The 23,359-nt window shown below is 68.9% G+C and carries 14 protein-coding genes; 4 read left to right on the plus strand and 10 right to left on the minus strand.

Annotated features, from left to right (window positions below):
* Positions 1-93 precede the first annotated feature (93 nt).
* The 5 genes from Q0C41_RS10010 to Q0C41_RS10030 form a co-directional block, all read right to left on the minus strand.
* Positions 94-1,056 carry an ABC transporter permease gene (locus Q0C41_RS10010; protein ID WP_291983389.1) on the minus strand — a complete coding sequence of 321 codons (963 nt, stop codon included), beginning with the start codon at positions 1,054-1,056 and terminating at the stop codon, positions 94-96.
* A 128-nt stretch (positions 1,057-1,184) separates the two neighbouring features.
* Entirely contained in the window at positions 1,185-2,678 is a 1,494-nt protein-coding gene (locus Q0C41_RS10015) for a sugar ABC transporter ATP-binding protein (RefSeq protein ID WP_291983392.1), read from the minus strand.
* A gap of 125 nt (positions 2,679-2,803) precedes the next feature.
* A complete protein-coding gene (locus tag Q0C41_RS10020; RefSeq protein ID WP_291983394.1) occupies positions 2,804-3,811 on the minus strand; it encodes a substrate-binding domain-containing protein in 1,008 nt (335 codons plus the stop codon).
* A gap of 144 nt (positions 3,812-3,955) precedes the next feature.
* The gene (locus tag Q0C41_RS10025; protein ID WP_291983396.1) at positions 3,956-5,080 is read right to left on the minus strand and encodes an alcohol dehydrogenase catalytic domain-containing protein; all 1,125 of its coding nucleotides are present in this window, start codon (positions 5,078-5,080) and stop codon (positions 3,956-3,958) included.
* A gap of 145 nt (positions 5,081-5,225) precedes the next feature.
* Entirely contained in the window at positions 5,226-6,794 is a 1,569-nt protein-coding gene (locus tag Q0C41_RS10030) for a UxaA family hydrolase (protein ID WP_291983398.1), read from the minus strand.
* A gap of 315 nt (positions 6,795-7,109) precedes the next feature.
* Between Q0C41_RS10030 and Q0C41_RS10035 the strand changes: the two genes are divergently transcribed.
* On the plus strand, positions 7,110-10,409 hold the full coding sequence (locus tag Q0C41_RS10035; protein WP_291983399.1) for a TonB-dependent receptor: 3,300 nt from the start codon (positions 7,110-7,112) through the stop codon (positions 10,407-10,409).
* 71 nt (positions 10,410-10,480) lie between these two features.
* On the opposite strand, the gene Q0C41_RS10040 is transcribed toward Q0C41_RS10035, so the two are convergent.
* From Q0C41_RS10040 to Q0C41_RS10060, 5 genes are all read right to left on the minus strand, one after another.
* Positions 10,481-11,476 (minus strand): hypothetical protein, encoded by a 996-nt coding sequence (locus tag Q0C41_RS10040; protein WP_291983401.1) that lies wholly within the window; start codon positions 11,474-11,476, stop codon positions 10,481-10,483.
* A complete protein-coding gene (locus Q0C41_RS10045) occupies positions 11,473-13,944 on the minus strand; it encodes a cation-translocating P-type ATPase (RefSeq protein ID WP_291983402.1) in 2,472 nt (823 codons plus the stop codon). Before Q0C41_RS10045 ends, Q0C41_RS10040 begins: the two co-directional genes overlap by 4 nt.
* A gap of 1 nt (position 13,945) precedes the next feature.
* Positions 13,946-14,851, minus strand: a complete 906-nt coding sequence (locus tag Q0C41_RS10050; RefSeq protein ID WP_291983404.1) for a universal stress protein — start codon at positions 14,849-14,851, stop codon at positions 13,946-13,948.
* 99 nt (positions 14,852-14,950) lie between these two features.
* A complete protein-coding gene (locus tag Q0C41_RS10055) occupies positions 14,951-15,670 on the minus strand; it encodes a M23 family metallopeptidase (RefSeq protein ID WP_291983406.1) in 720 nt (239 codons plus the stop codon).
* Positions 15,667-16,665, minus strand: coding sequence for a L,D-transpeptidase (locus Q0C41_RS10060; protein WP_291983408.1), 999 nt, complete (start codon positions 16,663-16,665; stop codon positions 15,667-15,669). The genes Q0C41_RS10055 and Q0C41_RS10060 overlap by 4 nt, the downstream gene beginning before the upstream one ends.
* Before the next feature lie 237 nt (positions 16,666-16,902).
* Here Q0C41_RS10060 and Q0C41_RS10065 point away from each other — a divergent pair, with 237 nt between their 5' ends.
* The 3 genes from Q0C41_RS10065 to Q0C41_RS10075 all read left to right on the plus strand — a co-directional run bounded on the left by Q0C41_RS10065 (position 16,903) and on the right by Q0C41_RS10075 (position 23,332).
* Positions 16,903-20,415 carry a TonB-dependent receptor gene (locus Q0C41_RS10065; protein ID WP_291983410.1) on the plus strand — a complete coding sequence of 1,171 codons (3,513 nt, stop codon included), beginning with the start codon at positions 16,903-16,905 and terminating at the stop codon, positions 20,413-20,415.
* A 125-nt stretch (positions 20,416-20,540) separates the two neighbouring features.
* On the plus strand, positions 20,541-21,863 hold the full coding sequence (locus tag Q0C41_RS10070; protein ID WP_291983411.1) for a Gfo/Idh/MocA family oxidoreductase: 1,323 nt from the start codon (positions 20,541-20,543) through the stop codon (positions 21,861-21,863).
* Positions 21,863-23,332, plus strand: coding sequence for a Gfo/Idh/MocA family oxidoreductase (locus Q0C41_RS10075; RefSeq protein ID WP_291983413.1), 1,470 nt, complete (start codon positions 21,863-21,865; stop codon positions 23,330-23,332). The genes Q0C41_RS10070 and Q0C41_RS10075 overlap by 1 nt, the downstream gene beginning before the upstream one ends.
* Positions 23,333-23,359: the final 27 nt, after the last annotated feature.

Raw genomic sequence — 23,359 nt, forward strand, 5'->3', positions numbered from 1 at the left:
GAACGCCGACTTGCGCACCCGTGACGGTGGTGTTCCCGTGAGTGGCGATGCTGGCCCCGCGCTTCATTGTGAACGTTGAATTCTGAATTGTCCCTACGCCTGCTTGGCCCGCCGGGCCCGATCGGCCGCCACGGCGAGGACGATGATGATGCCGATGATGATCTCCTGCACGTAGTTCGGCCAGCCCATCTGCTGGGATCCGTTGCGCAGGAAGGCCATCACCAGCGCGCCGATGAGCGATCCGACGATCGTGCCCTCGCCGCCCGACAGGCTGCCGCCGCCGATGACGACGGCAGCAATCACGTCCAGTTCGGTGCCGATGGCCACCGTCGGGTCACCTTGCCGCAGGCGTGACATCTGCATCACGCCCGAGAGCCCGAACAACAACCCGGCGAGGCCGTAGATCCGGACCTTGAGGCGGTCGGTCTGCACGCCGCAGGCCCGTGCCGCGTTCTCGTTGCTGCCGATGGCGAAGACGCGCCGGCCGAAGACGGTCTGCTGCAACAGGAACGTCGCCGCGATCGCCAGTCCGAGGGCGATCCACACGCCGGGGGCCACGAGCAGCCACGACGGTGTCGGAAAGGTCACTGCCAGTTCGTTGACCCACGTCTCCGGCGCGTTGACCGTCTGCTGATTGGCCAGCCACTTGGCGACGCCGCGCGCGATGCCGAGCATGCCGAGCGTGGCGATGAACGGCAGCACCTTGAGCCGCGTGATCGCCAGGCCGTTGACCACGCCCACCACGCCACCGGTGACCACCCCGCCGGCGATCGCCATCACCGGGGGATACCCCTCGCGCAGGCCGAGCGCCGTGACCACCCCCGCCAGCGCGATCGTCGACCCCACGGCCAGGTCGATGCCACCGCTGATGATGATGAACGTCATCCCGATGGCCCCGAGCGCCACGATGACCGTCTGCGCGAAGACGATGCGGAGGTTGCGCGGCGACAGGTACTGCGCCGGGTCATCACTCATCACCGCGAACACGGCGATGACGAAGACCAGGCCCAGCACGGGCGCAAGGGCAGAGAGTCGTTGACGGATATCGGCGTTCATCGTTCGACGGTCACTCTTTCAGCTCGCCTCGACCTTCGACCTTCGACCTGGGCCTTGGGGACTGGGCCTTGGGCCTTCGACATTCCCGCATGCCGGCATTCCCGGCATTCTCGGCATTCCCGGCATTCTCACTGTGGTGCCCCGATCGCCGCCGCCATCACCGACTCGGGCGTCCAGTCGGCCAGTGGCGCCGACGGCGTGAGCTGCCCGCGGCTCATCACCGCCAGCGACGTGCACAAGCCGAACAGCTCCGGCAGGTACGAGCTGACGATGATCACCGCGCAGCCGGCGTCGGCGGCCTCGGCAATCGCTTCGTAGAGATGCACCTTGCTGCCGACGTCCACGCCGCGCGTCGGCTCGTCGAGCAGCCACACGGTCGCCTCCTGGTGCAGCAGGCGGCCGAGCGCGATCTTCTGCTGATTGCCGCCCGACAGCGTCCGCACGGCCTGGACCGGCGTGCGCGCCTTCACCTTGAGTCGCTCGAGCCAGCGCTGACCTTGCGCCCGCTGCGCCCGACCGTCGATGACGCCATGCTTGCTCACCGTGGCGTACCGCGTGCAGGTCAGGTTGTCGGCCAGCGACATCTGCAGGGTCAGGCCCTCGCCCTTGCGGTCCTCGCTGAGATACCCGAGCCCCGCCTCGAGACGCCCCCAGGGGGTCTTCGCCTCGATGGCGACCGGGCGGCCGTTGACGGCGAGCCGGCCGCGGACCGGCCGTTCCTCGAGCCCCATCAGCCCGCGCAGCAGCTCGGTGCGGCCCGCGCCCACGAGGCCCGCGATGCCGAGGACCTCACCGGCCCGCACCTGCAGCGACGCCTCCCTGACACGGCCCTCGACCTCGACCCCATCGGCCTGCAGACGCACGGCATCGCCGGGGGCCTGGCGCCTCACCGGAAACAGCTCGGCGACGTCGCGACCGACCATGTGACTGATGATCTGCGGGTCAGTCAGGGCGTCCGCAGTCCCTGTCCAGACCGTCCGGCCATCGCGCAGGACGGTGAGGTCGTCGGCGATGGCCCGGACCTCCTCCAGGAAGTGGCTGATGTAGACGACGGCGACGCCCTGGCTGCGAAGCCGGCCGATGAGGGTGAAGAGACGCTCGACGTCCTCGCGCGGCAGGCTGCTCGTCGGCTCGTCCATCAGCACCACGCGTGCGTCGGCGGAGATGGCCCGACAGATCTCCACCACCTGCCTGGCCGCAATCGGCAGACCGGTCACGCCGCGGTCCGGATGCAGTTCGGGGTGGTGGAACGGCTCGAGCACGCGCGCCGCTTCGGCCCTGGCGGCGACGCGGTCGTAGCGACCCGCCCGCCGTGGCTCGCGGCCGAGGAGGATGTTCTCCGCCACGGTCAAGTGATCGCAGAGCGAGAGCTCCTGATGGATGAGCGCCACTCCCGCCACCCGGGCCTCGAGCGGCCCATCCGGCTGGTAGGCCGCCCCGCCCATCGTCATCGTGCCGGCGTCGGCCCGGAGGCCGCCGGCGATGACGTTCATGAGGGTGCTCTTGCCCGCGCCGTTCTCGCCGACGAGGGCGTGGACCCGCCCGGGCCGGATCTCCAGCGTGACGCCGTCGAGCGCCCTGGTCGCGCCGAAGTGCTTCCGGATGTCGGTCAGCGTCAGCATGGTGGCCGTGGGTAGGGCCGGCTCTCGGAGCCGGCCGTCATCGTCAGTGGGTAGGGCCGGCTCTCCGAGCCGGCCGTCATCGTCCGTGATGGTGACGGCCCGTTCGGAGAACGGGCCCTACCCACCTACTTCAGATACTGGCTCAACGGGGGATTCAGCAGTGCCTTCGAGGCGTCCGTGTCCAGGTTGTCGGGCGTGACGATCGTCACACCGGTATCGACGCGCGGCTGGATGGCCTCGCCCTTGAGATGCGCCACCATCGTCCTGACGCCCTGGTAGCCCATCTCGAAGGGGTTCTGCAGCACCACGCCATCGAGCTGCTTGTTGCGGATGGCGGTGATGAAGGCCTCGCTCGAGTCGAAGCCGACGAACCGGACCTGTCCCGCCTTGCCGACGTCCTGCAGGGCCAGCAGCATGCCCGCCGTCGACGACTCGTTGGGCGTGAAGATGCCGTCGACCTGCCCACCGAACCGGTTGAGGAGATTCTCCGAGGCCCGCTTGGCGGTATCGCGCGTGGGCCCCGCGAACTGGTCCGCCGAGACGATCTGGATGTCGGGGTACTGCGACGCGAGGCGATCGAGGAAGCCCTTCTCGCGCGCCTCGGTGCTCGCCGAGCCTTCCTGATAGCGCAGCACCAGCACGCGCCCCTTGCCCTGCAGCAACTGGCCGAGCCGGTCGGCGGCGAGCGCCCCGCCCTTCTCGTTGTCGGTCGCCACGAAGCTCACGGCGTCGCCCGAGGCAAGGGCCGAATCGATGACGACCGTCGGGATACCGGCCCGCTTCGCTTCCTGGACGGGCCGGACGAGCGCGCTGGCATCGAGCGGCGCCAGGACGATGCCGTTGACGCCCTGGCTGAGAAAGCCTTCGACGACCTGAATCTGCTGCTCGCGGTCGTCCTCGCGAATCGGGCCCTTCCAGGTGAGACGGACCGCCACGCCCTGGGCCTCGTACTCGCGCTGTGCCTTGATGGCCCCGGCGTGAATGCTCTTCCAGAACTCGTGGGTCGTGCCCTTCGGAATCACTGCGAGGTGCAGCGAGCCGTCAGCGGTCGTGCCGCCGTTGCCACCACCACACGCCGCCATCGTGAGCGACAGGGTCAGGGCCATCAGTCCACGTTGGATATGCAGATTCATTCGTTTCCTCTGGCTGCATGCTTCGGACCGTCGACCTGAAGGTCGACGGCTACTGCCGGCGTGTAGCCGTCGGACGCTGTCCGGCGGACCAGATCGCTGAGCGTCGGCCAAGTCCGACGCCTACACCGATGGCAAGTCCGACGCCTACACCGGCGCGTAGACCGCTTTCACGTAGTCGGCGGCCCGGCGGTCCTCACTGCCGAACGCGCGGGGGATGTCCTCCAGCGCGCCATAGCGATGCGTGACGATCCGGCTGACGTCGACCCGTCCCGATTCGAGCAGTTCGAGCGACTGACGATACACCGACGGGCGACCATCCGCGTCGAAGCCGCCCGACGCGCCGACCGGAGAGACGAGTTGCGGCTCCCGGAACATCACGGTGTTGAGCACGCCGAGATCGACGCCGGACTGCCCGTGCGCGTAGAGCAGCACCGTGGCCTGCTTGCGGATGAGCCCGGGCATCTGCACGAAGACCTGCGCACTGCCCGACGCGTCGATCAGGTACTCCACGCGACGGCCTGCGGTGAGCGTCAGCGTGGCCTCCACCACATCGTCGGCCACCGGGTCGATGACGGCATCGGCGCCGTAGTGGCGCGCCAGCCCCTGCCTGGTGGCATTCGGCTCGCTCACCAGGATGCGTCCTTCGAAGCCGATCACCTGTCGCAAGTGCTGCAGGAAGAGCAGCCCCGCCGGACCGGCGCCGGCAATCAGCACCGTGCGCACGCGCGCCGAGGCGTCGCTGGCCTGCAGCCGATAGCGCGCCGAAGCACTCGCGCGGCGGACGGCATCCTGGGCGTGGATGATGCAGGCGAGCGGCTCGGTGAGCGCGGCCTGTTCGGCCGGCAGCGTGTGTCCGCGGCGGACGGCATTCACCGCGGGGATCACGATGACCTCGGCCAGCCCCCCCTGCAGCCCGGTGATGCCGTGCTCGCCGTAGGTCTCGCACTGATGCGAGTCGCCGGTCGCGCAGTACTCGCACAGATGGGGCGCGGCGGCGCTGAGACAGTTGCGGCCCTGATCCAGCACCACCGCATCCCCGGCCTTCAGGTCGCGGACGTCGGCGCCGGTGGCCTCGATGACGCCCGCCACCTCGTGACCGAGCACCTGCGGGGACACCTCGAACGGCACCGGACGCCCCAGGCGGTCGGTGTGGTAGTTGGCGTGCCCCTCGAAGATGTGAAAGTCCGTGCCGCACAGCCCGACGCCCGTGACACGCACCACGACGTCACGCGGCCCGACCTCGGGATCGCCGATGTCACGGATCGCCATGACGCCGGGAGCAGACAGCACCGCCGCTCTCACGAGACGCCTCGCCTTGGCAGAACTTCAGAATGGGAGAATTTCGTAGGTACCGCCACTGGTCGACGCACTGATCCCGGTGATGACATTCCGAAATCCTGCAATTGCCGCAATCCTAGAGACTCACGCTCTGCTCGGCCCAGACCTGGAACTCGCGGTGCTTGGTCTCCTCGGACTTGCCGAGGATCTCGCCGCTGGCGACCTTGCAGACGTAGGCGAACACGTCGAGGCCGACCTGATCGATGCTCGCGGTGCCATCGATGATGTCGCCCGCCGAGAGGTCGATGTCGGACTTCATCCGCTCGTACATCGTGTTGTTGGAGGCCAGCTTCAGCACCGGCGCGATGGCGTTGCCGATGGTCGTGCCGCGGCCGGTCGTGAACACCACGAGCTGCGCCCCGGAGGCGATGAGGCCCGGCGTCGACTCCTGGTCATAGCCCGGCCCCTGCATCAGGTACAGGCCGCGTCCCGTCGGCTGCTCCGCGTAGCCGACGACGCCCTCGACGCGCAGGGTGCCGGCCTTGGCGATGGCCCCGAGCGACTTGATGGTGATGTTCAGCAGGCCACCGGCGACGTTGCCGGGGCTGGGGTTCTCGTTCAGGACGGTGCCGAACTTGGCGGCGTAGTCCTTGTACCAGTCCACCATCTCGTACACGGCGCGTCCGGTCTCGGCGTCCTTGGCCCGTGAGGCGAGGATGTGCTCGGCCCCGCAGAATTCCGGGACCTCGGTGATGAGCACGGTGCCGCCCTGACGAATGAGCTCGTCAGCGGCGCGCCCCAGCGCCGGATTGGCCGACAGACCGGAAAAGCCGTCCGACCCGCCGCACTTGACGCCCATCGACAGCGCACTGATGGGGGCCGGCTGACGCGTGATGGCGTTGACCACCGGCAGCATGGCCTCGACCGCCTCGAGCCCGCGCTTCACCGACCCCTGCGTGCCACCGGCCTCCTGGATGCCGATGCGCGCCACCGGCTTGTTCATCGGGCGGTGCTGATCGCTGAGGTACTGCTCCATCACGGTCAGGTTGGTCTTCTCGCAGCCCAGCCCGATGAAGACGACGCCCCCGACGTTGGGATGCTCGGCGTAGGCGGCCAGCGTGCGCAGCATCACCTCGATGTTTGAGCCATCGGAGCAGCCGCACCCCTTGTTGTGCGGGATGGCGACCACGCCGTCGACGTTGGGGTACTTCGCCTTGTCGAACAGGGTGAACTCGGCGACGGTGGCGATCTGCACTGCCTCGTGCGCCGCACACATGCTCGTCGGCACGATCAGCACCCAGTTGCGGATGCCCACCCGCCCATCCGGGCGGTGGTAGCCCATGAAGGTGGCGCGCTGCGCCTCGGGCACGAAGTCCGGCGCCGGATTCGAGAGGTGCGGATCGAGCTCGCGAACGACCGGCACCTCATTGGACATGTTGGCGCGCGCGATGAGCGCGCCCGGGACAACGCCCTTCGACGTGCCGATGGGTTGCCCGTACTGTCGGACGAACTCGCCCTCGGGGATGGCATGGAGGGCGAACCGGTGCCCGGGCGTGACATCGTCGAGGACCTCGACGACCGCGGGGCCGACCTGGACCTGGGTGCCTCGAGGCACCGGCACGCGGGCCACGGCGACGTTGTCGCGGGGATCGACCTGGATGGCGTACGCCGACAGGGGCGCGGCTGGCGAAGTGGCGGTAGACATGGTGCGTTTCCGTGGCGACGTGAGGGTCGGCCGGCTCGGGGTCGTGCGAGCGCGTATGGTATCGCGAAGTGCGGTGCCGAGGCTCGTCGCAGCGGGGATGGCGACGACGTGTCGGCGCGAGTGGTCAGTCCAGCGGCCCCCTCGTCACGGGCCTCCGATCGGAATTGACAGTCGCCTATCCCTGCCGTACAGTCACCGAAACATCGTTACTGGTAACACCACATCGACGGGCTCGCCGTGCCGCGTGCTGCGGGGCGTGCTACGTCGGTCGAGGGCGGGCGCCGGCGCAGCCGACGGACCGCGGGAGTGGGACACATGTTCACGGCGAGTCGGTATCAATGGTTGGCCTGCGGCGTTCTGGCGCTGGTCGGCATGGCCGCCAGCGTGACGCCCGTCCGGGCGCAGGCAGCGCGGGGCAGCATCCTCGGCAACATCGCAGACACCTCGGGCGCGGCCGTGCCCGGGGCCACCATCACCATCACGGAAACGCGCACCAACATCGCGCAGAACTCCATCTCCAACGAGTCGGGCAACTACACGTTCCCCAACGTCGCCAGCGGCGTGTACCGCGTCGAGGCGGAACTGGCCGGGTTCAAGAAGGCGCTGCGCGACAAGGTCGAGGTGGACGTCAACACGACGATCCGCGTCGACTTCAGGCTCGAAGTGGGCGACCTCTCGGAAACGCTGACGGTCACCACCGATGCGCCGGCGCTGCAGACCGACCGCGCCGACACGGGGCGCATCATCCAGGGCGAAGCGATCGCGGCCATGCCGCTCGGCTTTGGCCGCAACTTCCAGGGCATGTGGGCCACGGTGCCGGGCGCGACGCGGCCGACGCGACCGCACTCCGAGTTCTTCAACTCGCAGGACTCGCTCGAGAGCAAGGTCAACGGCCAGAGCCGTCTCGCCAACAACGTGCAGATGGAAGGCCTCGACAACAACCACCGAACGGGGTTGTTGACGGTGCTGATCCCGTCGGCCGAAGCGCTCGAGACGGTGGCCGTGAGCACCTCCAACTTCGACGCCGAGTTCGGCCGGGCCGGCGGCGCGGTGACCAACGTCACGCTGAAGTCGGGCACCAACAACCTGCGCGGCAGCGCCTTCTGGTTCACCGGCAACGAAAGCCTGAACGCGACGCCGTACTACGCCACCAGCAAGCCCGACGTCAGCTACAACCAGTTCGGCTTCGCAGTCGGCGGCCCGATCCGCAAGAACAAGCTGTTCTACTTCGGCGACTATCAGCGCACCAACGACGACCTCGGTCGCGTGTTCCGCTTCTTCGTGCCCCCGGCCGAGTGGCGCAACGGCGACTTCAGCAGCGCCACCAACACCGTGATCCGCGATCCCCTGACCGGGGACGGGCTCGGCAACAACCGGACGGCGTTCGACAACAACGTGATTCCGGCCACCCGCATCAGCCCGATTGCCCGCCAGGTGCTGGCGCGCGTGCCGCTGCCCAACCTCGCGAACCAGCCGATCGGCCAGCCCAACTACGAGGCCTCGACGGTGCGTGAGCGGCGGACCGACCAGTTCGACATCAAGCTGAACTGGCAGGCCAGCAGCAGCGATCAGTTCTCGCCGCGGTTCAGCTTCATGCGCCCGGTGGTGTTCGACCCGTCGCCCTATGGCGACGTCGGCGGTCCGGCCAACGGCGGCTTCGCCGGCACGGGCACCAACGACACCATCGTCAGCGGCCTGAACTGGACGCGGACGTGGAGCAACAGCCTCGTGATGGAAGTCCGGGGCGGCTTCACCTGGTACCACAACGTCACCAACTCGGCGGGCCAGGGCCTCAATACGGCCCAGGAACTCGGCGTGCCCGGGGTGAACATCAGCGACTACACCAGCGGCATCATGTCGGTGAACATCCAGAACTACAGCAACCCGGTGGTCGGGTTCTCGAACTCGATGCCCTGGGACCGCGGTGAGACGACCTACACGCTCGCGACGACGCTGACCAAGCTGGCCGGCAACCACCAGGTCAAGTTCGGCGCCGACCTGCGCCGCAACCGCGACTTCCTCCTGCAGACGCAGGACTTCGGCGGCCCGCGCGGCACGTTCTCCTACAACGGGTCAGGGACCTCCACGCCGGCCGACGCCGCGGCGATCCGCAACAACGTCGCCAACTCGCTGGCCTCCTTCCTCCTGGACTATGCCAACGACGTGCGCCGCGACGTGCCGTTCGTCGACGAGCCGGGCACCCGGCACCAGCAGTACTTCTTCTTCGTCCACGACAAGTGGCAGGTGCGTCCCAACGTCACCGTCGACCTCGGACTGCGCTACGAGTACTACACGCCGTTCGTCGGCATCCAGGAGCGGGGCGGTCTGTCGAGCTACGACCCGTCGAACAACACCCTGCGCGTCGCCGGCATCGGCGAAGTGCCGACCGACCTCGGCACGAAGACGCGCAAGACCAACTTCGCACCGCGCACCGGCATCTCGTGGCGCATCAGCGACAAGGACGTTCTGCGGGCCGGGTACGGCGCCGCCACGGCCCCGTACCCGGACAACACGTACGCCTTCAACTACCCGACCAAGGGCAACGTGATCCTCCAGGCCACCAACGCCTTCACGCAGGGTGGCAGCCTGAGGGCCGGGTTCCCGACCGTCGGCGGCGTCGACATCCCGAGCAACGGCATCGTGCCGGTGGACCAGCCGTTCCTGCGCAATTCGGGTCTGTTCTCGATTCCCGACAACATCTACGAGGGCTACCTGCACTCGTGGAACGTCGCTTACCAGCGCCAGCTCGGCCTCGGCTTCACCGGTGAGGTTGCCTACGTGGGCAACCGCGGTGTCGGCATGCTCTACGCCATCGACTTGAACGCCGCGACGGTGCTCGGCCTCGACAACGCCGGCCGTCCGCTCTTCGCGCCGTTCGGCCGCATCGCCGGCGTCCCCTCGCGCGTGCCCGGCCGCAGCGACTACCACTCGATGCAGGCCAAGATCGATCGCCGCTTCATGAACGGCATCCTGGTCACCAACAGCTACACGTTCGGCCGCGCGCGCAACTTCGCCGACGACAACGGCGGCATCGCCACGCCGGCCGACCGGGAGCGTTCGTACGGGCTCGCCGGCTTCGACCGTCGCCACACCTGGGTGACCAGCTTCGTGGTGGACATGCCGTTCTTCCGGGATGCCGACAACGCCTTCCTGCGCAACACGCTCGGCGGATGGCAGGCCTCGGGCCTGCTGACGCTGATGAGCGGCACGCCGCTCAGCGTGACGGCTGATGGCGCCCTGCTGCGCGCCCCGGGCAACACGCTCTACGCCGACCGCAACGGCGACCCGGAGATCTTGGGCGGCTTCGGCCCGAACGTGAAGTACTTCGACACGGCGGTCTTCTCGCAGCCGGCGCCCGCCACCTTCGGCAACACGGTGCGCAACGGCAGCGGCGTGCGGGGGCCCGGCTTCACGGCCCTCGACTTCTCGCTGGTCAAGCGCTTCACGTTCGGCCAGACCTACCGCTTCTTCGAGCTGCGGGCCGACGCGTTCAACCTGACCAACACGCCGGCGTGGGCCAATCCCAACACCAACCTGGCCAGCCCGCAGTTCGGCACCATCACCGCCGCGAGCAACCAGCGCATCATCCGCTTCGCGCTGAAGTACGCGTTCTAGAAGCGCCACGCGACACGCAGGACACGGAGGGCCCGTCAGGACGACCTGGCGGGCCCCTCGTGCGTCTGGCGCTACCGCACCACGTACATCAGCGCGACGGCCGCCACGTACACGACGGCGATGCCGGCCGTGTCCCAGGACACGACGAATCGCTTGGTCAGCACCCGGTACGTCAGGGCGACCAGGAACAGCGCCTGCATGGTCACGGCGGCGACGACCGCCACCATGTGCCCGGGTTGCACCGCCGCGAGCAGCGGGCCCCTCACGTACGCGGCATCGTCGATGGCCAGGATGAACATGTTGAAGAGATTGCTGCCGAGCACGTTGCCGACGGCCAGGTCCACGGCGCCGAGCCGCACGGCGGCAATCGAGACCACCACTTCCGGCAAGGACGTCGTGCAGGCGATGAAGAGGTTGCCCACGAACGCTTCCCCGAGCCCGGTCTGGCGCGCCAGGTCGGCACCGAGGCCGGGCAGCAGCAGCGCCGCCCCGACCACGAACGACGCCGCGACCACATAGCGCATGACCGCCGTCCGCAGCGGCACGGCGTCGTACTGCCGTACGTCCGCCACGGCGTCCCGCTCCCTGGCCAGCCGCTGCTGCTCGTAGCGAAACGTCGTTCGCATCGCCACGAGGTACAGCACGAACAGCACCGGTGTCGCGATGCCGACCCAGCCCACCACGGGCGTCCGCGCCCCGGCCTGCAGGGCCAGCCCGACGACGCCGAGCAGCAGCAGGCCGAAGCCGATGGACAGCACGTGCCCCTGGTGCGCGCGCGCCGACAGGGGCTCGGGTTGCAGCGCGTCGAGCATCGACAGGATCAGCAGGTTGAACATGCAGCTGCCGAGCACGTCACCGACCGCGATGTCGGGATGATCGGCCAGGACCGTGGCGCCCAGCCCGGTGAACAGCTCGGGGAGACTCGTGGTCGCCGCCAGCAGCACCAGGCCCGTCCAGCTGCGCCCCATCCCGGACTTCTCGCCGAGCACGTCGCCGTCGTGCGCCAGACGCGCGCCGGCCACGACGATGACGAGGGCCACGGCGAGGAACGCGAGCCACGTCGTCACGACGGATCCTCCGGCACCTCGTGCCCCCGCCAGGCCAGCAGCGCGATGCCCTCGATCAGAGCCCAGGCCAGCAGGGCACCGCCGAACACGATGGGCCAGACAGTCAGCGGCACGGCCGCGTTGCCGAGCAGGTCGGCCATGAACGGGATCTCCCCGGCCGCGACCTGCACCACGATACCGGCTCCGACCGCCAGGTGCAGCCAGCGATTGGGCAGCGGCCGCATCCACGTATGGCGCGCTGGATACGTGAGCAGCAGCTGACCGATCGCCATGAAGTGGAACGCCGCCGCCCGCGCCGTGTCGCGGTCGTGGCCGAGCCACGGGACGAGCCACAGCATCGTCAGCGCCAGCAGGGCCTTGGTCACGCCGGCCGCGACGACGAAGCGCATCGACGACCGGTCGAGCAGCGGCGCCGACGCCGCCCGCGGCGGCAACTGCATCACGCCTGGCGTGCGGTCGAAGGCCAGGGCGAGGGCCGGAAGGCCATCGGTCATCAGGTTGATCCAGAGGATCTGCGCCGCCGTCAGCGGCAGCAGCAGGGCCCCGGTGGCATCACGCAGGCCCCAGGTCCACGCCAGCACGGCCCCCGAGGTGATGAGCAACACCTCGGAGAGATTGGTCGAGAACAGGAAGCGGAGGAACTTCTGGATGTTCTCGTAGATGCTCCGCCCTTCCTCGACGGCGCCGACGATGGTGGCGAAGTTGTCGTCGAGGAGCACGAGATCGGCGACCTCGCGGCTGACGTCGGACCCGCGCTGCCCCATCGCCACGCCGACGTCGGACCGCTTGAGGGCCGGCGCGTCGTTGACGCCGTCCCCGGTCATCGCCACCACGCGCCCCTGCGCCTGCAGGTGCTCGACGATCAGGAGCTTCTGCTCCGGCTGCACCCGTGCGAAGACGGTGACCTCCGCAATGGCGCGCGACAACGCCGCGCCCTCGAGCCGTCCGAGCTCGTCGCCCGCCAGAACGCGAGGATCGTGCACGCCGATCTGCTGGGCGATCGCCAGGGCGGTGGCCGGATGGTCGCCGGTGATCATGACCACGCGTATGCCTGCCGCCTGGGCCCGGGCGACGGCGTCGAACACCTCCGGCCTGGGCGGATCCCAGAACAGCGCCAGACCGAGCCACGTGAGGGCGGTCTCGTCCTCGCCGGCGCCGGTGGCCAGGCCCAGCACCCGATGCCCGGTCGCCGCATGGTCGTCGGCGCGCGTCTGCCACGAGGCGCGCGCCTCGCCGGTGAGCCCGCACCGATCGAGGAGCACCTCGGGAGCGCCCTTCACGTAGCTGGTCAGGCCGTCCGGCCCCTCGACCGTGGTGCGCGTGTACTTCCACGCGCTGTCGAACGGCCGGGTCGACCGCACCGGATGCGCGGCGCGCAGGGCGACGATGTCGAGGCCCTGGGCGTCGGCATACCGCAGGAGCCCGAGATCCAGTGGATCCCCGGCGCCCGTGGCGAGATCGCCATCGTTGGCCAGGACCATGGCGGCGAGCGCCCGCGGGGTGTCGATGACGTCGATGCTGCGGACGTCCATCCGGTTCTCGGTGAGCGTGCCCGTCTTGTCGGTGGCGATGACGTCCACCGAGCCAAGCGCCTCGACGGCCGCCAGACGTCGCACGACGGCGCGCTGCCGCGCCATCCGCTCGACACCGAGCGCGAGGGCCACCGTGAGCACGGCGGGCAGGCCTTCGGGGACGGCTGCCACCGCCAGCGCGACGGCGAAGATGACGATGTGCGACGCCCGGCCGAGGCCTTCGGCCGCCACACCCAGCACCCCGAGCACGAGGGCGAGCCCGAGCACCACGCGCGCGATCTGGCCGCCGAGGGCGTCGACACGCTTCTCGAGCGGCGTCTGCGCTGCCTGGATGTCGCCGAGCATCGTCGCCAGGCGCCCCATCGCACTCGAGGGCCCGGTGCGGGTGACGTCCACGAGCGCATGTCCGCGGAGGAGCAGCGTGCCGCTGAAGGCCTCGTCCGACCGGCCCTTGTCCACCGGGAGCGACTCCCCCGTCAGGACGGCTTCGTCCAGCATGGCGCCGTGGGCCTCGGCGATGACGCCATCGGCCGGCACGCGATCGCCCGCCTCGATGCGGACGCGGTCGCCGGGCACGATCGCCTCCACGGCGACCCGCTGCAGGCGGCCGTCACGCAGGACCCAGGCCTGCGCCCCCGCGAGCACCTTGAGTCGGGCGAGCGCCGCCTCGGAGCGGTATTCCTGATACAGACCGAGGGCCGCATTGAGCAGCAGGATGACGCCGATGGCCGTCGCCTCGACCGGCCACCCCCTGGCCCCCTCGTAGATCCACACCCCGGCGTCGAAGACCAGGGCAAAGAGCAGGATGTAGATCAGGGGACTCGAGAACTGGGCCAGCAGGCGGCGCCACACGGGCACGGGCGGCCGTTCGGGCAGCGCGTTGGGGCCAACCCGGTCCAGCAGTGCCGCCGCCTCGGCGGTGGTGAGTCCCGGCATGTCAGCCGCGAACGGCGAGGACCGGGCAGGTGGCACGCCGCACCACCTGCTGGGTGTTCGAGCCGTACAGCATCAGTTCGATGCCGCCGTGGCCCTGAGTGCCCATCACGATGAGGTCGGCCGGCAGCGACGCGGCGCGGTCGAGAATCTCCTGATAGGCACGATTGACGGCCAACGCCTCGGTGACCGTCTCGGCGTCGGCGCCCGAGGCGGTCACCGCCTCGTGCAGGCGCTGACGCACGTGCGTCAGCAGGTGCGCGCGATACGCCCGGATGTCGATCGGGACGTGCTCGCACGGTTCCTCGGGATCGAGGTACTCGAGCGCATGCAGCACGGTGACGTGGCCGCCGGCTTCGTGCGCGAGCTCGACGGCAAGGGTCAGGGCCCGCCGGGACGAGGCCGAGAAATCAATCGGGCAGAGGATCTGCCGGTAGCTCGGCACCGCGACGCCACCCGCGGCATGCGGCGGCACCGTCAGCACGGGACAGGGCGACAGCCGCAGGACCTTCTCGGCCACCGAGCCCAGCACCAGTCGGTGGAAGCCGCTTCGGCCGTGCGTGCCGACCACCAGCAGGTCGGCGCCGCGCGCCAGCGCTTCGGCGAGGATGACCTCGTGGGGACGCCCGACCGCGACGGTGAGGTCCGGCGCCACCGGGTCGGCGCCGACGCGCGTGACCTCGCGCGCGAGTTCCTCCCGCACCTGATCGAGCGGCGGTGTCAGGGACAGCGCGGGAGCCCAGTCGCCGGGCGCCGCGGCTGGCAGGAACGTGTCGCTCGGGGACGCCGCGACATGCAACACGGTGAGGCGCGCGCGGAACCACGCGGCCAGCGCTGCCGCATGGCGCAGCGCATGGTGGGACGTATCGGAAAAATCAACCGCACAGAGGATGTGCGTGATGGGGATCACGGCAGGACCTCCTTCTGCCTGATCTATACACCCAGCGGTGCTCGGACGCCGTGCCGCCGACCATCCCCGCATCCACCACGGCGCATGCACGCATCGGTGCTACTTCAGGACGGCGTAGGGATCGATCGGGGTGCCGTCCCACCACCGCCGTTCGGGACCGAGCACGAAGATGGCGAAATGCAGATGGGGCGCGTCCGGACGCGCGTTGCCGGTGCTGCCGACGTAGCCAATGACCTGGCCCCGCATGACCGCCTGGCCTTCGGCGAGACCCGCGGCATAGTCGCGCAGGTGCGCGTAGTAGTAGGCGACGCGCTGCGAGGGGTCGAACTGGTACACGGTCAGCCCACCGGCGTCACTCCGGAACAGGCGAGCCACACGGCCGTCGTCGACCGCGACGACAGGCGTGCCTGTCGGCGCCATGATGTCGAGCGCCTCGTGGACCCGTGAGCCACGCGCCTCCGAGAACGACGGCACGAGAGCGCCCGGCTCAATCCCCTGGACCGGCAGTGTCAATGCGCGCGCACGCAGCGTCGCGACCGCGGTGGCGGTCGTGAGTGGGCGCGCCTCTGGCGCGGTGGCGCGGGTGTCGTCGGCGTTGGCGTCGGTCGACGACGAGGGCGGCGCGGTGCGCGGCACCGTCCGCCCCTCGTCCGGCAGCACCGCCGGCGGTGCCGAGGGTGACGCCGACGGCTCGGAGGCCACCCAGCCGTCGCTGCGGTGGATGCGCATCATGAACCTGGTGATGCCGACGAGCGCCACCGTGGCGACCACCAGCAAGGCCATCGTCCACAGCGCCGACACGGCGCGCGTGCGTCTCACGGCTCGAAGTGGACGGGAGTACCGGTGCGCACCAGTGCCGCCACGCGCATGGCGTCCCAGTTGGTGAGGCGCACGCAGCCATGCGACTGCGACACGCCGATGCGCTCCGGCGCCGGTGTGCCGTGCAGGCCGTAGTGCTCCTTGTCGAGATCGATCCACACGAGCCCGACCGGATTGTTGGGGCCGGCGGGAATCCGCGCGCGGGCATGGGCCTCGTCGGCATCCCAGAACAGGTCGGGGTTGTAGTTGAAGACGGGCCGGAGATACACGGCGGTGACCTTCCAGGTGCCGAGGGGCAGCGGGTCGCGCTCGCTGCCGGAGGTCACCGGCGCCACGAACAGGATGGCATCGTCGGTGCCGCGAACGACGAGGGCACCGCTGGCACGCGAGACCCGGACGCTGGCCACCTTGGCCGCCTCAGGCGGATTGACCTCGCGCGTCTCCGTCGTGGCGGGGACGACGAACGGTGTGACGTTGGGCACCTGCACCACGGTGCCGGCCGTCCAGGACAGCCGGGGGTTGAGCCGGGCCAGCAGTTGGGGGGTCGTGTGGAAGCGCTCGGCCAGCATCTCGGCCGGGGTCGCATATCCCAGGACCTCGAGTGTGCGCTTTTCCATCATGTCGTTCGGAATCCGTGCGATGAACGGCCCAGCGAGATCCTCCGCCGTCAGGGTGTAGGGCACCACCGCCGGCTCGGCGGGCAACGCGGATCGTGTCGCGTCGTCGACCTCCCCGGTGACGGGAAGCGCACGGGCTTCCTGGAAGTGCTGCAGGGCGAGGCGCGTGTTGCGCCCCGGGGCGCCATCGATGGCCCCGGGCGAGAATCCGGCACGATCGAGTGCCACCTGCAGCGCGAGTCCTGCCGACGGCGCGGGCGACGTGGACGACGAAGAGGCCGGCTGCGCGGAGGCGACGCCGGCCCACAGGCAGGCCGTGGCGACCACGAGGCCTGCGGGGCGTCGTGGGGCGTGGACGCGGTGGAGCCATGAGGTCATGCACACCACTTCTGCAAGGTCACTGCCGATGTCGAGCAAGAGGTAGAACCAGTCTGATCGAATACTGTGGCACGCTTGCGTGCACCGTCGACTTTCCTGCTATACTCCGCCCGCTCAAATCATCGAAAAGGTCGGTACCACTCGCGTCGGGCCGTGCGGCTGCGCCTGTCCCTGCCATCGGCGGGACTGGTGCGACCACTCGAACGTGTGAGACGACCACAGGGAAAGGGTTTCGGAATGCAGATGCTCCTGCAACCTCAACGTCTGGGCGGCCGACTCGTGGTCGCCCTGATGTGTGTGTTCGGCTTCAGCGCTCTTGCCTCGGCGCAAGACCCCCGCGGCGCGGTGGCCGGCCGCATCGTCGACAGTTCCGGGGGGGCCCTGCCGGGCGTCACCGTCACGGTGACCAACACGGCCAACGGGACCGTGAACACGGCGGTCAGTGACGAGCAGGGCCGCTACTCGATCCCTTTCATTTCCGTCGGCCAGTACGACATCACGGTCGAGCTGACCGGTTTCAAGCGTGTCTCGCAGAAGGCCGTGGAGGTGCGCATCGCGGACCGACTGGCGATCGACTTCACGCTCGAAGTCGGCGGCCTCGAGGAAACCGTCACGGTGGAAGGCGGCGCGCCGCTCCTCGAAACACGGTCGGCTTCCCAGGGGCAGGTCATCGACGAGAAGCGCATCCAGTTGATGCCGCTCTCGGACGGCAACCCGTTCACCCTCACCCGCCTGGCGGCTGGCACGGTCTACACCGGTGACCTCAAGTTCTCGCGGCCGTTCGACAACGCCGGCACCTCCGCAGTGACGGCCAACGGCGCCGCCGGCGGCAACGAGTTCACGATGGACGGCTCCCCCAACATGGCCAATGGCCGTCGTGTGGCCTTCGTGCCCCCGGCCGGCGCCGTGCAGGAGTTCAAGGTCGAGACGGCGACGTTCGACGCGCAGCAGGGCCACACGGCCGGCGCGACGGTCAACGTCACGATGAAGAGCGGCACGAACTCGTTCCGTGGCGACGCGTACTACCACATCCGCGACGAGACGCTCAGCAAGAACGATTTCTTCCTCGAACGCGCGGGGCAGCCCAAGGCCCAGCTCGACTACAAGCGGTTCGGTGGCACGTTCGGCGGCCCGGTGGACCTCGGCTTCTACAACGGGCGCAACAAGACGTTCTTCTTCACGGCCCTCGAGTGGCTGTACGACACGTTCCCGGAGCCCGGCCAGTTCACCGTGCCGACCGAGGCGCAGCGCAACGGCGACTTCTCGGCCCTCCTGCCGCTCGGCATCCAGATCTTCGACCCGGCCACGGCGCGCCTCGAAAACGGCCAGGTCCGCCGCACGGCGTTCCCGGGCAACATCATCCCGGCCAACCGGATCGACCCGGTGGCGCGCGAGATGATGAAGTACTACCCGCTGCCCAATCAGGCCGGCAACGCGCAGGGCCAGAACAACTACCTGAGCACGAACGAGCGTGGCGACGACTTCTACTCGGTCAACGTCCGCGGCGATCACCAGTTCAACAACGACCACAAGTCGTTCGTGCGCTACTCGCGCAACAACCGCACCGAGTATCGCGGCAACTGGACCGGCGAGCAGAACGGCATCATCCCGACGGGCAACTTCCTCTTCCGGATCAACGATGCCGTCACGGCGGACCACGTCTGGACGATGAACCCGACGACGGTCCTGAACCTGCGCGGGAGCTGGTCGCGGTTCCAGGAGCCGAGCCTGCGGCAGAATCAGGGCCTCTTCGACCCGGCGTCGCTCGGGTTCTCGTCCAACACGGCGCGCCTGTTCGGCGACTTCAAGTACTTCCCCCGCATCGAACCCGGCGCCTACAGCGCCCTCGGCGATTCCTACGCCGGCGGCACCACCGCCGCCATCAGCACCTTCCAGCCGACCATCACCAAGTTCTGGGGCAACCACTCGGTGCGGGCGGGCTACGACTTCCGCATCTACACGGAGGTCGGCGAGCCCAGTTACCACGTGGCCGGCGCCTACCGGTTCAACCAGGGCTTCACCAACGGCGGGACGGGACAACCCAACGCCCCGATCGGCCAGGACCTCGCCTCGTTGCTGCTCGGCCTGCCGGCCGGCAACAGCCAGATCGAGATCGCACCGACCCGCGACAACCGCAGCCGGTACCAGGGCGTGTTCGTGCAGGACGACTGGAAGATCACCGACAAGCTGACGCTCAACCTCGGTCTCCGCTACGAGCACGAGGGCGCGCCGACCGACGCCAACAACGCCAACGTCCGCGGCTTCGATCCCACCGCCACGCTCGCGGTGACTGCCGCCGCACGCGCCCGTTACGCGCTCAACCCGCTGGCCGAACTTCCGGCCTCCCAGTTCAATCCGGTCGGTGGCGTCGGCTTCGCCAGCGACAGCACACCGGGCTTCTGGAACACGGACACGAACAACTGGCAGCCGCGCCTCGGCTTCGCGTATCAGCTGAACAACCTCACCGTGCTGCGCGGCGGGTGGGCCATCTACACGGTGCCGACGCTGTTCGACTACGCCATCTTCCAGCCGGGCTACTCGCAGGTCACGCCCGTCGTGGCGACCAACGACAACGGCCTCACGTATCAGGCCAGCCTCAGCAACCCGTGGCCGGGCGGCGTCATCCAGCCGGCTGGCAATTCGCAGGGCGTCAACACCTTCGTCGGGCAGAACCTGAACCGCTACACGACCAACGTCGACCTGGCCAATCCCCAGGCGATGCGTTGGGCGGTGAACGTGCAGCGCGAACTGCCCGGGCAGTGGGTCATCGAGGCCGGGTACACGGGCAACCGCGGCTACGACCTGACGGTCGAAACCGACCTCAACGCGGTGCCACGGCAGTTCCTGTCCACCAGCAACGTCCGTGATACCGCGGTGATCAACAACCTGTCGCAGCCGGTCGCCAACCCGTTCGCCGGCCTGGTCCCGGGCACCAACCTCAACACGGCGACCATCGGGCGCCAGCAGCTGCTGCGCCCGTACCCGCAGTTCACGCAGGTGCAGAGCCGCAACTACGACGGCTCGAGCAGCTACCAGTCCGGGCAGTTCCGCCTCGAGAAGCGCTTCACGTCGGGCTACTCCTTCCTGACCACCTACACCATCTCGCGCTTCGAGGAGCAGACCTTCGCCCTCAACGCCGTCGATGGCCCGGCCGGCATCTACGAGAAGCGCCGCTCCGACGTCGACGTGCCGCACCGCATCGTCGTCAACGGCATCCTGGAGGTGCCGTTCGGGCGCGGCCGCAAGTGGGGATCGAACTGGAACAAGGCCCTCGACCTGATCGCCGGCGGGTGGAACGTCTCGGCGATCTACCAGTGGCAGAGCGGGCGTCCGCTGACCATCGGCAACGTGTACTACAACGGCGACATCAACGCGCTGACGACCAGCTACTCGACCGACACCGTCGGTCAGCCGGTGTTCGACACCAGCGGGTTCTACTTCACCGACATCCCGGAGTCGCAGCGCCGCAACGATCCGCGCATCCAGCTGGCGCAGAACTACCGCACGCTGCCCAGTCGTCCGACCAATCTGCGGGCGCAGGCGCTCAACTACATGGACATGTCGATCGTGAAGCGCTTCGACATCACGTCGCGGGTCCGCGCCCAGCTCCATCTGGAGGTCTACAACGCGCTGAACCAGGTGTTCTTCAACAATCCGGAGCTGAACCCGACCAACGCCAACTTTGGCATCGTCACCAGCCAGAACAACCTGCCGCAGAACCTGCAGATCGGGTTCCGCCTGTTCTTCTAGCGCCCCGCACGCGGGTGCGTCGTCTTCCCCATGGGGGGCGCCGGTGGGAGCCGGCGTCCCCTTTTTTGTCGCCGTTGTCTTTTCCCCCTTTGCACGGCCGGGCCGAGCGAATAGGCTGTGGGGCAATGCCCGTCAATCGACGCGAGTTCCTGTCCTCGGCCGCTGCCCTCGCAGCCGCCTCGTCGTCTCCCCTGCTGGCCGCCCAGCCCGGGGCGCCCGCCAGCCCACGCCGGCGCTATGCCCTCGTGGGCACCGGCGGTCGCGGGTCGTCGATGTGGGGCAAGGGGGTCAAGGACAAGTGGGGCGACACGGTGGAGTTCGTCGCCCTGTGCGACCCGAACGCGAAGCGCGCCGAGGTGGTGCGCGACATCATCGGCGTCACGTGCCCGGTGTTCACCGACTTCGATCGGATGGTCAAGGAGGCGCGCCCCGACGTCGTGGCGATCACCACGGTGGACGTCCACCATGCGGAGTACATCATCCGCGCCCTCGACCTCGGCATCGACGTCATCACCGAGAAGCCGATGACCGTCGACGAGCAGCAGACCCAGGCCGTGATCGACGCGGAGAAGCGCAACAAGCGCAAGATCATCGTCGGGCACAACATGCGGTTCGCGCCGGCTCACGTGCGCATCAAGGAGCTGATGCTCTCGAAGCCGGTGGGCCCGATCCGGTCGGTGGACTTCCACTGGTACCTCGACACGAGCCATGGCACGGACTACTTCCGCCGCTGGCACGGCATCAAGGCGAAGAGCGGGTCGCTGTGGGTCCACAAGGCCACGCACCACTTCGACTACGTCAACTGGCTGCTCGACGCCGAGCCGGTGCAGGTGCAGGCCTACGGTGGCATCAAGCGCTATGGCAGCGCCGGCCCGTTCCGCGCCACCAACTGCCGTCCGTGCACGCACAAGACCGAGTGTCCGTTCTACTGGGACATGACCAAGTCTCCCTCGGCGATGCGGCTCTATGGCGGCGAGGTGGAGAAGGCCGACGGTTACCTGCGTGACGCATGCGTGTTCCGCCCGGAAATCACCTCGTACGACACGATGACGGCCACCATCAAGTACACCAACGACGTCATCCTGTCGTACTCGCTGAACGCCTACATGCCGATCGAGGGCTACTCGCTGGCCTTCAATGGCGACGGCGGCCGGGTGGAGATTCGCGACTACGCCAAGCAGCCGTTCGAGGTGCCGTCCGACCTCGAGGTGTCCGTCATCAAGGCCTTCGGGACCCGCACGAAGGTCGACATCCCGACGGTCGAGGGTGAACACGGCGGGGCCGACGACGCCCTGCGCAACCTGATCTTCCGGCGGCCCCAGGTGCCCGATCACCTGAAGCTGCCCGACTCCCGCGCCGGCGCGATGTCGGCGCTGACCGGCATCGCGGCCCGTCGCAGCTGTGAAGAGAACCGGCCCATTGCCATCGCCGACCTGGTGAGGTTCTGATGTCCATCTCCCGTCGTTCGTTCGTGTCCACGGCCGCCGCTGGTATGGCGGGCGGCCTCGTCGCGGGAACCCGTGCAGACGGATCGGCCGGCGCCGTGGACGGTGCCGCGAGTGCGGCGGACGGCGCGGCAGGCCGTCCCTCCCAACAGACGGCGGCCAGTCGTGCCCGCGTTCGGGGCGCCAACGATCGGATCCGGATCGGGTCGATCGGCGTGGGCGGCATGGGCCGCTCGCATCTGGGCAACTTCCAGCAGCACGACGACGTGCAGATCGTGACGGTGTGCGACGTGTGGGACGTCAATCGCCGGCGCGCGCAACGCATGACCGAGCGGCAGACCGGGGGCGCCGCGACGATGGAAGCCGACTACCGGAAGGTCGTCGAGCGCACCGACCTCGACGCCGTCATCGTCGCGACGGTCGATCACTGGCACGCCATCCCGATGATCCTGGCCTGTCAGTCGGGCAAGGACGTCTACGTCGAGAAGCCGATTTCGCACAACGTCGCGGAGGGCCGCGCCATGGTCGCGGCCGCCCGCAAGTACGACCGGGTCGTGCAGGTCGGCACGCAGCAGCGGTCGGGCCGGCATTTCCAGGAAGCCATCTCGGTGGTGCAGTCGGGCGCGCTCGGCAAGATCCACCGCATCCACGCCTGGAACGTCGGCAACCAGACGCCCGCAGGCCTGGGGCGCCCCGCCGACGTCGCGGTGCCGGCCGGCCTGGACTGGGACACGTGGCTCGGCCCCGCGCCCGTCGTGCCGTTCAATCCCAATCGGTTCATCTTCCAGTTCCGCTGGTTCTGGGACTACGCGGGCGGCATGATGACCGACTGGGGCATCCACCTGCTGGACCTGGCGCTGTGGGGCATGAAGCAGACGGCGCCGAAGACCGTGTACGCCGTCGGCGGCAACTTCGTGCTCGACGACAACCGCGAGACGCCCGACACGATCGACGCGGTGTACGAGTTCCCCGGCTTCATCTGCACGTACAGCAACCGGTCCGGCAATGCCTACAACGGCGCCGGCAAGGGCTACGGCATCGAGTTCTACGGCACCGACGCCACGCTCTTTCTCGACCGCTCGGGCTTCGAGGTCATCCCCGAGACCGGCGGCACGGCCAAGGCGCCGACGCCGTCGTACCTGTCGGAACAGGAACCGGTGGTGCCGGCGTGGAAGCGCGACTGGAACGGCCCGTCCAGGGCCCGCGCCGCGGGCCTGCGCGCCGGGACCTCGGACCAGAACCTGACGCACATCCGCAACTTCCTCGACTGCATGCGCACGCGGCAGCGGCCCAACTCGGACATCGAACTCGGACACTTCTCGACGGCGATGTGCCTGCTCGGCAACGTCGCCTACCGGACCGGCCACAAGCTGACGTGGGACGCCGCCACCGAGCAGTGCGTGGACGACCCGAAGGCCAACGCCCTGCTGACGCGCGAGTACCGCGCGCCGTACACGCTGCCAGCGATCTAGCCGTCGACGGCCGGCTGGGACAGCCGG

Origin of the sequence: Luteitalea sp. (assembly GCF_022842525.1) — a bacterium.
Lineage (GTDB): Bacteria > Acidobacteriota > Vicinamibacteria > Vicinamibacterales > Vicinamibacteraceae > Luteitalea.

What these genes read in the sequence shown, in the direction of transcription:
- Q0C41_RS10010 (WP_291983389.1), bottom strand. Translation starts at nt 1,056, where the DNA reads ATGAACGCCGATATCCGTCAACGACTCTCTGCCCTTGCGCCCGTGCTG.
- Q0C41_RS10015 (WP_291983392.1), bottom strand. Translation starts at nt 2,678, where the DNA reads ATGCTGACGCTGACCGACATCCGGAAGCACTTCGGCGCGACCAGGGCG.
- Q0C41_RS10020 (WP_291983394.1), bottom strand. Translation starts at nt 3,811, where the DNA reads ATGAATCTGCATATCCAACGTGGACTGATGGCCCTGACCCTGTCGCTC.
- Q0C41_RS10025 (WP_291983396.1), bottom strand. Translation starts at nt 5,080, where the DNA reads ATGGCGATCCGTGACATCGGCGATCCCGAGGTCGGGCCGCGTGACGTC.
- Q0C41_RS10030 (WP_291983398.1), bottom strand. Translation starts at nt 6,794, where the DNA reads ATGTCTACCGCCACTTCGCCAGCCGCGCCCCTGTCGGCGTACGCCATC.
- Q0C41_RS10035 (WP_291983399.1), top strand. Translation starts at nt 7,110, where the DNA reads ATGTTCACGGCGAGTCGGTATCAATGGTTGGCCTGCGGCGTTCTGGCG.
- Q0C41_RS10045 (WP_291983402.1), bottom strand. Translation starts at nt 13,944, where the DNA reads ATGCCGGGACTCACCACCGCCGAGGCGGCGGCACTGCTGGACCGGGTT.
- Q0C41_RS10060 (WP_291983408.1), bottom strand. Translation starts at nt 16,665, where the DNA reads ATGACCTCATGGCTCCACCGCGTCCACGCCCCACGACGCCCCGCAGGC.
- Q0C41_RS10065 (WP_291983410.1), top strand. Translation starts at nt 16,903, where the DNA reads ATGCAGATGCTCCTGCAACCTCAACGTCTGGGCGGCCGACTCGTGGTC.
- Q0C41_RS10070 (WP_291983411.1), top strand. Translation starts at nt 20,541, where the DNA reads ATGCCCGTCAATCGACGCGAGTTCCTGTCCTCGGCCGCTGCCCTCGCA.
- Q0C41_RS10075 (WP_291983413.1), top strand. Translation starts at nt 21,863, where the DNA reads ATGTCCATCTCCCGTCGTTCGTTCGTGTCCACGGCCGCCGCTGGTATG.